Origin of the sequence: Proteus terrae subsp. cibarius (genome assembly GCF_011045835.1) — a bacterium.
GTDB classification, from domain to species: domain Bacteria; phylum Pseudomonadota; class Gammaproteobacteria; order Enterobacterales; family Enterobacteriaceae; genus Proteus; species Proteus cibarius.
In genome coordinates this window covers 2,142,763-2,155,966 of record NZ_CP047349.1, presented here as the reverse complement: position 1 = coordinate 2,155,966, position 13,204 = coordinate 2,142,763, and the positions used below count along the sequence as shown (strand labels likewise).

The window sequence follows — 13,204 nt, the reverse complement described above, 5'->3', positions numbered from 1 at the left end:
CGAAGAGGAGAGTTATAATGCATCAAGGTCAATGTTTATGCGGTAAAGTTAAACTATCGACAACACAAGATATATCTGCGCTCAGTGTTTGTCATTGTAGTATGTGTTTGCGTTGGAATGGTGGCCCAGGTTTTTCGATTGATTGTAAATCAGATTTGAAAATTAAAGGTGAAGAAAATATAACACGCTATGATTCATCTTTATGGGGAGAACGAGCATTTTGTAAGCATTGTGGCTCTCATCTTTTTTATCATTTAAAAGAATCCCATACTTACTATGTATCAGCAGGATTATTTCCTGATGCAAAAGAAAGCAAACTAACAATACAAATTTATATAGATAGCAAACCTCTTTATTATAATTTTGTAGAAAAAACACCAATGCTAACAGAGCAAGAGATTATGAGTATGTTTAATAAATAATATTTTAATTTATTAGTTTTTTGGATTTTTTATTCTTTTAAGACTCTTTTCTATATGAGTCTTTTTTTATGATATTTATTAAATAAACATTAAGTAACACTAAGAAAGAGTTAGGTTACTATTTTTTAGTATAGTATGATGTTTTCTTTAAAGTTTATAACAAGTTGATCTAATGTTTTTTGTTATGTTTTGTTTTGATTTAAAAGGAGAGTTTTATTGATCAATACATTGATAATAAGTCGAGTTGAAATATTTAGCTTGGGAATAAAAACACTTCTTAGTCAGATTAAAAAAATCAATATCCGAAAGGTGATGAATGATGAAAATGATGCATTTCGTTATTGTCGACAATTTTCGGTTAATCTTATTATTATTTATTCAGTACCTTCAGTGTCATTAATTGATTCTATAAAAAGAATAAAGCGATCATCTTTATCAATTAAAATTATTGTTATTTCACCAAAAATAGACTCTATATTATCAATAACACTTCTTCAATTAGGTATCGAAGGCTTTATTGTCGTTGATACTTCTTGTGAAAATATTCTGCAAGCTATTCGACAAGTTTGTATCGGTCAACGATATATAAGCCAAGAGTTAGCTATGGAAATCGCACTCACAAAACTACAGCAAGAATTAAATCCGTTACATCATCTATCTGAACGAGAATTGCAAATTATGTCGATGATCATTAGAGGAAAAAAAATCGCACAAATTGCAAGTGAGCTGAATATTAATACAAAAACAGTAAATAGCTATCGCTACCGAATGTTTAGTAAACTTAAAATCTCAGGTGATGTAGAATTAACACATATAGCAATACGTTATGGGTTAATTGAGATAGAGAGTCATTTACAAAGTGGAAGACAAATTTGACGCCAAAGCATTCTTAAGCCGAGTCACAGATAAACCAGGTGTTTATCGGATGTATGATGCGACAGACACAGTAATCTATGTTGGCAAAGCTAAAGATCTGAAAAAAAGGCTTTCGAGCTATTTCCGTACACAAGTAAATAGCCGTAAGACTGAAGCTTTAGTGAAGTGCATCACCAATATTGATGTCACGATCACCCATACAGAAACAGAAGCTTTATTGCTTGAACATAGCTACATCCAGCGTTATCAACCTCGCTATAATGTGTTGTTACGCGATGATAAATCCTATCCTTATATCTATTTAAGTGGTGATAAACACCCTAGACTTGCTAGTTACCGCGGTGCAAAACATGCGAAAGGGGAATATTTTGGGCCTTTCCCTAACTCTTTTGCAGTAAGAGAAACATTGGCGTTAATGCAAAAATTGTTTCCTATTCGTCAATGCGAAGACAGTGTGTATCGCAATCGTTCAAGACCTTGTTTGCAATATCAAATTGGCCGCTGTCTTGCACCTTGTGTAAAAGGTTATGTTTCTGATGAAGAATATGCTCAACAAGTTAATTATGTACGACTTTTTCTTTCAGGTGATGATTCGCAAGTTATTGAAGGATTGGTTAAACGTATGGAAGAAGCAAGCCAAGAGTTACATTTTGAAGAGGCCGCTCGCATTCGTGATCAAATCCAAGCGGTAAGGCAAGTGACTGAAAAACAATTTGTCGCTAATATTGGTGATGATCTTGATGTGATCAGTGTCGCTTTTAATGGTGCGATTGCTTGTGTTTATGTTCTCTTTTTCCGTCAAGGTAAAGTGTTGGGAAGTCGGAGTTATTTTCCTAAAGTCCCCGCAAATACCTCAATTGATGAAGTTGTTCAGACTTTTATTGGCCAATTTTATTTACAAGGTAGTGCAATTCGAACTTTACCAACTGAAATCTTGCTTGATTTTAATTTAGAAGATAAAGCCATTCTTTCTGAGTCTATTTCTTCAATAGCAGGGCGAAAAATTCAAATTCAAACAAAACCGCGCGGTGATAGAGCTCGTTATTTAAAATTAGCCAGAACAAACGCAGCAACAGCATTTGCTTCAAAACAAGTCGAGCAATCGACAATTTCACAACGTTATACCTCGTTGATGTCTCTTCTTGGCATGAAAGAGATAAAACGAATGGAATGTTTTGATATTAGTCACACTATGGGAGAGCAAACTGTGGCTTCATGTGTAGTATTTGACATGAATGGCCCATTAAAATCTGAATATAGGCGCTATAATATCAGTGGTATTACTCCTGGTGATGATTATGCGGCGATGAATCAGGTGCTCACTCGACGTTATGGTAAATCATTAGAAGAGACTAAGGTTCCAGATATTATCTTTATCGATGGTGGTAAAGGGCAATTAGCACAAGCAATAGAGGTATTTGATTCTCTTGATGTTGATTGGGACAAATCACACCCGAAATTAATAGGTGTCGCAAAAGGGAGTGATCGTAAAGCAGGGCTTGAAACCTTGTTTTTTGTGCCAGAAGGTGAAGGGATGGCATTACCTTCGGATTCACCTGCGTTGCATTTGATCCAACATATTCGTGATGAATCGCATCGTCATGCAATAACTGGACATCGTCAGCGTAGAGCAAAAGTGAAAAATACTAGTTCGTTAGAATCTATTGAAGGTGTAGGGCCTAAACGTCGTCAAATGTTGTTGAAATATATGGGAGGGCTACAAGCTTTGCGAGACGCAAGTGTTGAAGAAATTGCGAAAGTCCCCACAATTTCGACTGCATTAGCAGAAAAAATTTTTAATGCGTTGAAACACTAAGTGTATTGATGCACCATATTAATAACTCTCACTTTTCTAGGTCGTGTAGAACGCTATGCAACTAAATATCCCAACTTGGCTAACTCTATTTCGTGTCGCATTAATCCCATTCTTTGTTTTGGTGTTTTATTTACCATTCAAAGATGCTCCCTTAGTCTGCGCTATTATTTTTATGGTAGCAGCTGCAACTGACTGGTTTGATGGTTTTTTAGCACGTAGATGGAAACAAACTACTCGCTTCGGGGCTTTTCTTGACCCAGTAGCGGATAAAGTAATGGTTGCAACAGCACTTGTTTTAATTACTGAATACTATCATGAGTGGTGGATAACCTTACCCGCAGCAACCATGATTGCTCGTGAAATTATCATTTCTTCACTAAGAGAATGGATGGCTGAATTAGGAAAGCGTAATAGTGTTGCAGTTTCTTGGATAGGAAAAGTGAAGACAACCGCACAAATGGGTTCACTGGTTGTGTTATTATGGCGTCCTACTGTTGAAGCGGAGTGGTTTGGATTCGCTTTATTATATATTGCAACTGTGTTGACATTCTGGTCAATGTTTCAATATTTGAGCGCTGCATGGTCAGATTTGCGCGAAGGTTGATCGAAATGACTGAAAATTCACCGAACAGTCAAAAAGATGCAAATATAGTGTTGACTAGATTCAGGAAATCAGTAGAATGCAACGCATCGAAAGGCACAACGGTTTACGGAAATAAATAAGTAAATCAGCAAGTTCGGTAAAGCGGGAATAGCTCAGTTGGTAGAGCACAACCTTGCCAAGGTTGGGGTCGCGAGTTCGAGTCTCGTTTCCCGCTCCAATCTCTAATGAGATTGAGCAGTTGAGGCGCGTTGGCAGAGTGGTCATGCAGCGGATTGCAAATCCGTGTACCTCGGTTCGATTCCGGGACGCGCCTCCATTAATGCCCAGGTGGTGAAATCGGTAGACACAAGGGATTTAAAATCCCTCGGCTGTAAGGCTGTGCGGGTTCAAGTCCCGCCCTGGGCACCATCTCTTTTAGATAAAGAGTTTGGTGCAAAAAAGTCCATTGTGAATGGCATTGAGAAGTAAGTAATAAGTCGTCCATACCAGTATCTCTCTTAGTAATAAGAATTTACGGACGCACCACAGAATTTAGCCCAGGTGGTGAAATCGGTAGACACAAGGGATTTAAAATCCCTCGGCTGTAAGGCTGTGCGGGTTCAAGTCCCGCCCTGGGCACCATACAAATAGCGGACCTTAAGTTAGGTCCGTTTTTTCTTCCATTAGCAAGCAAGTTGGTGAGAGAAGAGTAAAAACTAAAGTTAGTTTAGAAGTGAATGCTTTAAATTTATTTGTTATCTATCTTGTTTGATAAACGGGTATTAAGTGTAACAAGTAAATACAATTTAGCCCAGGTGGTGAAATCGGTAGACACAAGGGATTTAAAATCCCTCGGCTGTAAGGCTGTGCGGGTTCAAGTCCCGCCCTGGGCACCATATAAAAAAGCGGACCTCAATGAGGTCCGTTTTTTTCTTTATGGATAATATTTTTCTTTTCATATTGGTACGGCAAAAACTTTAACCGTATCAATCAACAAGCTGCTAAAAAGTGATATTAAGACTATCTTTAGCAACATATTTGGATGGTCAATCAAACATAGGTAGATTTGTTTAAAGCCATATTAGATATGGCTTGGTTGCTATTCCAAAGTAAATTAAATTCTTTATCCATAATAATCACTTCCACCGGATAAGCTATTCACACCTTCGATTATTCTTACTCTGGATATTTTATTAGCTGTTTAGTTAAAAGTAGCATCATTTTGATGAGTATCGAGTACGCGTCAGAGTATTGCATTCGACTCCCTATTAGCAATATCCCAAACTATCATTTCTATTTGGATCCTGCATTTTTGAACAGTGTCTGTTGCTCTAGCATCCATCAGATATTCATCGGAGATCTTAGAGAAAATAAGATACAAGAGTGAGATAGGTAAATAGTTCGAATGACCCGAAGGAATAGCATAAAAAAGAAATCGGAGTGGATTAGAAAATCTTACACAACTATCAGAGCGATCTATGATCCTTACTTGTTTGAAATTAAGCCATTGACCATTTTTGTTGTTTAAAAAATTATTTTCAATAATTTTCAAAAAGAGATGAATATAAGGAATATATGGTAAATAAATGTATATACTGAGGGTATTCAAATAAATATTGTATTAGGTATTCCAGATTTATGACTAAAAAAACTATTTATGTTGTTGCAGCTGCAATGTATAACGAAAAAAATGAAATATTTTGTGCCTTAAGATCTCAAAAAATGAGCTTGCCAGGATTATGGGAATTCCCTGGAGGTAAAATCGAACCCGGTGAAACTCCTGAAGAGGCACTTAAACGAGAAATTCAAGAAGAATTAGGATGTGAAATACTGGTACAAGCACATATCGATACTCATTTACACGAATATGAGAATATAAATGTTAATTTAAGTGTTTATAAGTCAGTTCTTCAAAGTGGAAAGATTCAATTATACGAACATGAAAAAGGAATGTGGACTCCTATTTCTGAGCTACTAACTTTAAATTGGGCCCCCGCTGATATCTCTGCTGTTGAAAAAATCTTAAAAGAAGAGAGTCGCAATGCATAAAGATTTTAAGCAGTCTATTTTACACAGCTTTGTAGATCATCAGATACAAGCGAAAGATCACCTTAAAGCTGAGGTTTTTACAAATCAAAGTTATGATGATCAATTGTTGTCAGGCATTATTGATCGATTAAAAAATGTAAAATCATTTGATATTGCGGTCGCTTTTGTGACTAAATCGGGCTTATCTCTACTTAAAACAATCTTGTCAGATTTGTCTCTTAGAGGAATTACTGGCCGACTTCTAACATCAGATTATTTAACATTTAACCATCCTGATACATTTAAAGAATTACTAAAAATCTCTAATTTAGAAGTGAAGATTTCAACAAAGCAGGGATTCCATGCCAAAGGCTATTTTTTTCATTATGAAAATTACTCAACTACAATTATTGGTAGCTCAAATCTAACGGCAAATGCATTAAAGATAAATTATGAATGGAATCTTGCTATTACGAGCTATCAAGATGGTGATATCTATAAAAAATTACGAGATATATTTGAAGATGAGTGGGGAGCTAGTGAATTATTAGATTTGGTTTTTATCAATAAATATACGATTGAATATCAGAAAAATAACAAGCTATACCCGCAAGATAACTCAATATCTAAAGTAGTTAATACAGACATAATTAAACCAAATAAAATGCAGCAAGATGCTTTGCTAAATCTTAAGGCTTTAAGAGATCAAGATAAAAAAAAAGCGCTTATTATTTCTGCTACCGGAAGTGGTAAAACATATTTATCTGCCTTTGAAATACAAAATGCTAAACCCAAGAGAATGCTGTTTCTGGCACACAGAGAACAAATTTTATTAAAGGCATCCGAAAGCTTTAAAAAAATTATTCCCGCTTCATCCGAGATTGAATATGGTATCTTTTCGGGAAATCAAAAAAATTTAAACGCTAATTATCTTTTTGCGACAATACAAACTTTGTCACAGACAGAACACTTAGATAAGTTTTCAGCTGATTATTTTGATTATATTATTATTGATGAAGTCCATAAAGTTGGTGCTACTTCATATCAAAAAATTTTAGATTATTTTAAACCGAAATTTTTACTTGGTATGACTGCTACGCCAGAAAGAACAGATGGATTTAATATTTTTGAAATGTTTAACTATAACGTTGCATATGAGATCCGCTTGAAAGACGCATTAGAAATGGATTTAGTTGCGCCTTTTCATTATTTTGGCGTGGTGGATTATGAGCTTAATGGCGAATTAATTGATAATTTATCCAATCTGAAACATTTAGTTAGTGACGAGCGAGTCGATTTTCTAATTGAAAAAATAGAATATTATGGGTATTCAGGTGATTCACCCAAAGGTTTAATATTTTGTCGTTCACTAGATGAAGCAAGAGATCTTTCAGATGAATTCAATAATAGAAATTATAGAACTGTAGCATTGTCGGGAGAAGATCCACAGGAATATAGAGCACACACTATTAAGCGGCTTGAAGTTGGAGAAATTCAGTATATTTTTGTTGTGGATATATTTAATGAAGGCATTGATATTCAATGTTTAAATCAAGTGATTATGATGAGACAAACGGAATCAAGCATCATATTCATTCAGCAACTAGGTAGAGGATTGCGCAAATTTCCAACTAAAGAATATCTAGTTGTTATTGATTTTATAGGGAATTATCAGAAGAACTATTTGATCCCAATAGCCTTGATGGGTGATAACTCATTGAATAAAGAAAGTATCAGACGAGCAGCTATTGATCCTGGTAATTTATATGGTTTGAGTAATATTAGCTTTGAAAAAATAGCACAGGAGAGAGTGCTTAAGGCTATTTCTTCCGTCAAACTTGATAGTGTTCGATCCATCAAAAAGGCTTACATTGATTTAAAAAACCGTATAGGCCGTATCCCGTTATTGTTGGATTTTATTACCAATAATAGTGTAGATCCTAGTGTTATAGCCAGTTCATATAAAACATATGATGACTTTATTGCCTCAATGGAAGGACAACCCATAAAAACTTTTGGGGTGTATGCGGATGCCGTTTTGCTGTTTTTAATGAGGGAGTTATTAAATGGTAAACGCTTACATGAGGTTTTATTATTAGAAACTTTATATATCCAATCTACATTATTACATGCTAATTATTTAAAAGTTTTAGATGATAATCAAGTTAGTTATACAGTAGAAACTATAATTTCTGTCCAAAGAATATTGAATTATGATTTTTGGGGAGAGATTGAACGAAAAAGGTATGGTGGATCTTCTTTAGTTATTTATGATGAGGCATCAGAAAATTATATTCTGGCATCAGAAATAAAAAATCTATTAGAATGTAATCAAGAGTTTAAAAATCGCTTCTTAGATATTATAAATGTAGCAAAAGCGAAAAATAAAAAATACTCTTCATCTACACCATTAAAACTGTATGAGCGTTACAGTAGAAAAGATATATGTCGATTATTAAATTGGCATAAGGACGAATCAAGTACTATTTATGGTTATCGCCTTAAACATAACACACTGCCTATTTTCACAACTTATCAAAAAACGGAAGATTTGAATTCCAAGGTGCATTATGAAGATAAGATATTAAGTCCAGATCTTATCAAATGGTATAGTAAGTCTAAGCAAACACGAAATTCAGGACCAATGCTTGAAATATTTCAATCTCAAAAAGATAAAACAGCTGTAATACATTTTTTTATTAAAAAAGATGATTCTGAAGGTACAGAATTTTATTATTTAGGCCCAGCTGATATCGTTGAAGATTCGATTATGGATGAGCAAGCAACAGAGATCGATGGAGGAAAAACACACTCTATTGTATCAATGCATTTGCGTTTACATTATTCGATAGAATTAAGTTTGTATCATTATTTAATTGCCTAATTTTTTTAGGCACCATATAAAAAGTGGACCTTATTGAGGTCTATTTTTTTGATTTTGGCTTTAGCCAGTTTAAGTCGCATCAGTGTCTTAAACATAAAACCACCTGCTTTGCGGGTGGCATTCAAGGGTTATACCAAGAAAAACACCTTTCCGTTACGATATAGATGTTCAAGCTAATATTCGTAACTTAAATAAGGAAAGGTGTTTATGGGCATTAAAGCACAAAGTTCAGCACATACAAAGTGGCTGTGTAAATACCATATTGTCTTTTTGCCGAAAAATAGACGGAAAGTTATTTTTTATAATATTCGTTTAAGTATAGGTGAGATCCTTAGAGACCTTTGTAAGTATAAAGCAGTGGAAATAATCGAAGGTCATCTTATGCCAGATTATGTTCATATGTTAGTGAGTATTCCACCAAAAATAGGTATTTAAAGTTTCATGGGATATTTGAAGGATAAAAGTTCGCTAATGACCTTCGATAGACACGCCCATTTAAAAAACAGAAAGTTTTGGGCGGAAGGGTTCTATGTATGTACAGTAGGGGGTCAATGAAGCCACAATTCAGAAGTATATCAGAGAGCAAGAAAAGTCGGATTTAATCTTGGATAAATTGAGTAGTAAAGAGTATGTGACCCCCTTCAAAGGGTAAGCCAAGGTAGCAAAGGCACTTAGCTTGAACGAAGAGAAAGCTGCGTCATTTAGGCGCAGTCGGTAACAAGCCTTTATAGGGCAAGAGCAAACTACCCATTTTACGGGTGGTTTATTATCAAAAAGTAAAAATTAAATTGAACACATTATCTTATAGTCACTTAAGCTAATATGGTTTTGTAAATTTGATAGTGTGTAAAATAAAAAATCACCTTATCAGTTGTGGCAATAAAGGTGATTTATATTTGATATTGTTTTGTCTAAGTGTTCACCGATTAACTCTTAGTGTCTAAGGCAATAATTCTATTTCTTAGTGTAATAAAGCGAGCCAATACGTCGTCTACCGTAAGAAGCTCTACATTATTTTCAGGCGCTTTTAGTACTTCATTCGCTATATGCCACGGCCCCCAAAAATCAGCATCACTATTACCAAACATAGCTACTGTCGGTACACCAACACCTACTGAAATATGTAATGCTCCCCCATCACTAGTTAGCATTTGATCACATAAAGACATACCGGCCATTAATTCTCTAAGGTTTTGTGTAGGCAGCGGTGTGATAGGAATATTTTTACACTGTTCGAGAATAAATTGTGCTTTTTCGTCATCACCAGGGTGCAGTTTATTATCGCTCCTGCCTGGCGACCAAAAGAGAAGAATATGACATTTTTCGCGTTGTGTTAATTGGTGCGCTAACGCGATAAATTTTTCTGCTTGCCAACGTTGTTGTGGCTTGCGTGAACTAATTTGTAATCCATAAATAGGAATATTTTCAGTTATTTTAATACGTTAGCGAATTGTAGCAATTTCTTCATTTTTGACGTACAACTTTAAAGGACCTGCTTTTTTCTCTATTCCAAGAGGATGGCTTAGTTGACAGAACAACTCAGCGATATGACCTTTATTAGACGGTGTTGGAATTGGATCTGTCACTGCTGAAGGTGTGTCATTGCCAATAGCGATAATACGCTTAGCGCCTGATAATTTTGCCCATTGTAATGCTCTTTTGGCCCAATGATCACGAGCAATAATGGCAACGTCATAATGTTGACGACGCATATCAAGAATAATTTTCAAGCGACTAAGAATAAGTTTTAAGGATGACTGGCCTGATTTTTTATGATGTAACTTGCTGTACACATGGATATTTCCAACAGAAGGGTTACCTTCTAGAATCGCTTGATTGTAAGAGTTTACGAGCAGATCTATTTTCGTATTATATTCATGGGCAAGAGTATCAATTAATGGTGTTGTAAGTATTAAATCACCAATGTTATCTCTTTGTATTATTAATATTTTAGGCATAGTTAGATTTATGTATATTCGAATGAGAGAAGTTCATTGCTGAAAAGTATAACTTCAGCTGTAATCATATTATGTATTTATGATTATAGGCTATTCGACATGTAGGGGCATCTTTATCAGAGAATTAATCTGCTTTTTGAAGAGGAAATAAGAAGGGGGTAAGTTCAAATGTTGAGCTATTGATAATACGATGACTATTTCTTAGATAATCATCGTATTTATTACATGCCTAAATATGAAATTTATTTTAGTGGCTAAGGTGATGCTAACAAGAGTATTGATAGATAATTAAAAACATGCTTCCAAAATATCGAGGACATCTTTAGTGGTTAGTTTTTTATATCCTCTACCAATAATTGTGGTTGATTGCGCAATCTCAGGAAGCATCTCTCTTGTTGCACCTAAGTCTTCTAATGAAGTTACAATACCGCACTCTTTTGTGAAATGTTCTAGTGCATCAATACCTTCAAGTGCAATTTGATTTTGTGTTTTTCCTTCTGTTGAAATACCCCAGACTTGAGTTGCAAATCGTACAAATTTATCAATGCCAAATTTATAGATAAAACGATAATAAGGTAGAGAAATTGCAGCAAGTCCCATTCCATGTGCACAGTCTGTATAAGCCCCTAATTGATGCTCAATCATATGGACTTGCCAATCTTGTGTTTTTGATAATCCTGTGAGGGTATTTAGTGCAAGTGTTGCATTCCACATAAGATTACTTCTTGCTTCGTAATCACTTGGATTTTTAAGTGCGATACGTAAATTATCAATCGAAGATTTTAATAAACTTTCAATTAAGTAATCTGTTGTGTTTGCACCTTGATCAGAGAAATACTGCTCCATCAAATGCGACATGGTATCAAATACACCACTGACCATCTGATACTGAGAAACAGTAAAGGTATATTCTGGATTTAAGATTGAAAACTTAGGAAATACATTGGCAGGAAATACTCGGCCAATTTTATATTTTGTGTCTTCATGTGTAATAACAGAACCCCCATTCATTTCAGAGCCTGTACCTACCATGGTAAGAATTGAAGCAACAGGAATAATTTTATTTTTAACTTCTTGATATTCAACCCAATATTTTTGAAATGGATCTTCATTTTCACAGTAAGCAGAAACAGAGATCCCTTTAGCACAATCAATGACAGAGCCTCCACCAACGGCTAAAATTAAGCTGACGTTATGTTCACGAACTAATTGAGCGCCTTCCATCATTTTTTTATAAGTTGGGTTTGGCATAACACCTGATAATTCAATAATATTTTTACCAGCATGACGGAGTATCGCGATAACTTCATCGTAGAGTCCATTAGATTTAATCGCGTTTCGGCCATACATCAGCATAACTGTTTCGCCATAATGTGATAATTCATCATTCAATTTAGCAAGAGAATTCTTACCAAAATGGATAGTTGTTGGATTATAGTAAGAGAAATCGAGTTGCATTATGAGATCCTATTGCCAGATTAAAGATTATCTAATTGAAGTTTATTGTATTTTTTAACTTCAAATAAGATAGGAATGGATTATTTGTTGAGTAGAATGCTATCGCTTTTGTATTTAGAAATGAATGTCTGATCTTCTTAGTCTCTTGCCTATTTTTCCAAAAAACTAAAATGATGATTGTGAATAATATAAATTTGGTAATAGAGAGAATAAGAAACTTTATAGCGGTTAAATATGATTTGTTTCTTTAAGCATCTTAATATCGGTTGCCGGTGGAGCTCCAAATAATCGGCTATATTCACGACTAAATTGAGAAGGGCTTTCATAACCAACTCGGAAAGTAGTTGTCATTGCTCCTAAATTTTCAGTTAACATCAATCGGCGGGCTTCACTGAGCCGTAATTTTTTTTGGAATTGAAGCGGAGTCATTGATGTCATTGTTTTAAAATGAGTATAAAAAGCAGATTTACTCATTCCTGAACATGAAGCCAATTCATTGATATTTAATGGTTTTATGTAATTACTTTTTAGCCAATCAATCGCTTTAGCTATTTGATGACTATGGCTACCTGCTGTGACAATTTGATTCAATCGTTCACCTTGCTCCGTAATCAATAGACGATAGAAAATTTCACGTTTTATACCAGAAGCAAGAATTTTAATACTATCAGGCTCATCAAGAAGAGTGAGTAAGCGAATAAACGCATTGACTAAAGGTTCTGATAATTCACCAACAGCAATGCCTTTTTGGGCATTAGAATCTGAGCTAAATGTTATTCCACTATCAACAATAAGTTGTGATATTTCTTGCAGATCTAACTCCATAACTAGCCCTAAAAACGGTTTCTCGTTGCTGGCTTTCATAATATTTGCCATAACAGGGAGTTCTATTGAAGAAATTAAAAAATGATTGGCATCGTAAATAAAGCTTTCTTCTCCTAAGATCACTCTCTTTTCGCCCTGGGCAATTAAACAGATCCCTGATTTATGAGTATGGCTGGTAATTGGTGTAGGAGAAGTCCAGTGTGTTAGTGTTAATCCTGGAATGGGGGTTTCAAATTGATTAGTATCATGAGTCCATTTTTTAATCTGCATGGCTAGCTTTTGAGTTAATAACGCCATGTTTTTTAAATTATTCATATGGACCCCATACGTGATAAAGCGATTAATATTATGGTA

Annotated in this window: 10 protein-coding genes, 5 tRNA genes and 1 pseudogene; 12 read left to right on the top strand and 4 right to left on the bottom strand. The window is 34.8% G+C overall.

What is annotated here, in order from left to right:
* Positions 1–17: 17 nt before the first annotated feature.
* The 12 genes and pseudogenes from GTH25_RS10085 to tnpA all read left to right on the top strand — a co-directional run bounded on the left by GTH25_RS10085 (position 18) and on the right by tnpA (position 9,261).
* Positions 18–422 (top strand): GFA family protein, encoded by a 405-nt coding sequence (locus GTH25_RS10085; protein WP_075674022.1) that lies wholly within the window; start codon positions 18–20, stop codon positions 420–422.
* Positions 423–638: 216 nt separating this feature from the next.
* Positions 639–1,298: a LuxR C-terminal-related transcriptional regulator gene (locus GTH25_RS10080; protein WP_075674023.1), complete on the top strand. Its 660-nt coding sequence runs from the start codon at positions 639–641 to the stop codon at positions 1,296–1,298.
* A complete protein-coding gene (uvrC, locus tag GTH25_RS10075; RefSeq protein ID WP_156733522.1) occupies positions 1,282–3,114 on the top strand; it encodes an excinuclease ABC subunit UvrC in 1,833 nt (610 codons plus the stop codon). Before GTH25_RS10080 ends, uvrC begins: the two co-directional genes overlap by 17 nt.
* Before the next feature lie 55 nt (positions 3,115–3,169).
* Positions 3,170–3,718, top strand: a complete 549-nt coding sequence (pgsA, locus tag GTH25_RS10070; protein WP_075674025.1) for a CDP-diacylglycerol--glycerol-3-phosphate 3-phosphatidyltransferase — start codon at positions 3,170–3,172, stop codon at positions 3,716–3,718.
* Positions 3,719–3,859: 141 nt separating this feature from the next.
* Positions 3,860–3,935 (top strand) — tRNA-Gly (locus tag GTH25_RS10065).
* Between the two features lie 25 nt (positions 3,936–3,960).
* Positions 3,961–4,034 (top strand) — tRNA-Cys (locus GTH25_RS10060).
* A 5-nt stretch (positions 4,035–4,039) separates the two neighbouring features.
* Positions 4,040–4,126: transfer RNA gene (locus tag GTH25_RS10055), tRNA-Leu, on the top strand.
* A 126-nt stretch (positions 4,127–4,252) separates the two neighbouring features.
* Positions 4,253–4,339, top strand: a tRNA-Leu gene (locus GTH25_RS10050).
* A 167-nt stretch (positions 4,340–4,506) separates the two neighbouring features.
* Positions 4,507–4,593, top strand: a tRNA-Leu gene (locus GTH25_RS10045).
* 742 nt (positions 4,594–5,335) lie between these two features.
* Positions 5,336–5,746 (top strand): (deoxy)nucleoside triphosphate pyrophosphohydrolase, encoded by a 411-nt coding sequence (locus GTH25_RS10040; RefSeq protein ID WP_099660541.1) that lies wholly within the window; start codon positions 5,336–5,338, stop codon positions 5,744–5,746.
* Entirely contained in the window at positions 5,739–8,609 is a 2,871-nt protein-coding gene (locus GTH25_RS10035; protein WP_156733520.1) for a DEAD/DEAH box helicase, read from the top strand. The genes GTH25_RS10040 and GTH25_RS10035 overlap by 8 nt, the downstream gene beginning before the upstream one ends.
* A 207-nt stretch (positions 8,610–8,816) precedes the next feature.
* Positions 8,817–9,261, top strand: a pseudogene (gene tnpA / locus GTH25_RS10030) (IS200/IS605 family transposase).
* Positions 9,262–9,535: 274 nt separating this feature from the next.
* On the opposite strand, the gene GTH25_RS19195 reads toward tnpA, so the two are convergent.
* From GTH25_RS19195 to GTH25_RS10015, 4 genes are all read right to left on the bottom strand, one after another.
* Positions 9,536–10,009, bottom strand: a complete 474-nt coding sequence (locus tag GTH25_RS19195) for a glycosyltransferase family 9 protein (protein WP_229581668.1) — start codon at positions 10,007–10,009, stop codon at positions 9,536–9,538.
* A 42-nt stretch (positions 10,010–10,051) separates the two neighbouring features.
* The gene (locus GTH25_RS19190; RefSeq protein WP_223673590.1) at positions 10,052–10,402 is read right to left on the bottom strand and encodes a glycosyltransferase family 9 protein; all 351 of its coding nucleotides are present in this window, start codon (positions 10,400–10,402) and stop codon (positions 10,052–10,054) included.
* A gap of 453 nt (positions 10,403–10,855) precedes the next feature.
* A complete protein-coding gene (locus GTH25_RS10020) occupies positions 10,856–12,025 on the bottom strand; it encodes an iron-containing alcohol dehydrogenase (protein ID WP_075674026.1) in 1,170 nt (389 codons plus the stop codon).
* 228 nt (positions 12,026–12,253) lie between these two features.
* Positions 12,254–13,165, bottom strand: coding sequence for an AraC family transcriptional regulator (locus GTH25_RS10015; protein ID WP_099660538.1), 912 nt, complete (start codon positions 13,163–13,165; stop codon positions 12,254–12,256).
* Between the last annotated feature and the right edge of the window lie 39 nt (positions 13,166–13,204).

Bases quoted from the DNA above. Each gene is read 5' to 3' on its own strand.
- pgsA (WP_075674025.1), top strand. From the start codon at position 3,170: ATGCAACTAAATATCCCAACTTGGCTAACTCTATTTCGTGTCGCATTA.
- GTH25_RS10035 (WP_156733520.1), top strand. From the start codon at position 5,739: ATGCATAAAGATTTTAAGCAGTCTATTTTACACAGCTTTGTAGATCAT.
- GTH25_RS10040 (WP_099660541.1), top strand. From the start codon at position 5,336: ATGACTAAAAAAACTATTTATGTTGTTGCAGCTGCAATGTATAACGAA.
- GTH25_RS10015 (WP_099660538.1), bottom strand. From the start codon at position 13,165: ATGAATAATTTAAAAAACATGGCGTTATTAACTCAAAAGCTAGCCATG.
- GTH25_RS10020 (WP_075674026.1), bottom strand. From the start codon at position 12,025: ATGCAACTCGATTTCTCTTACTATAATCCAACAACTATCCATTTTGGT.
- GTH25_RS10085 (WP_075674022.1), top strand. From the start codon at position 18: ATGCATCAAGGTCAATGTTTATGCGGTAAAGTTAAACTATCGACAACA.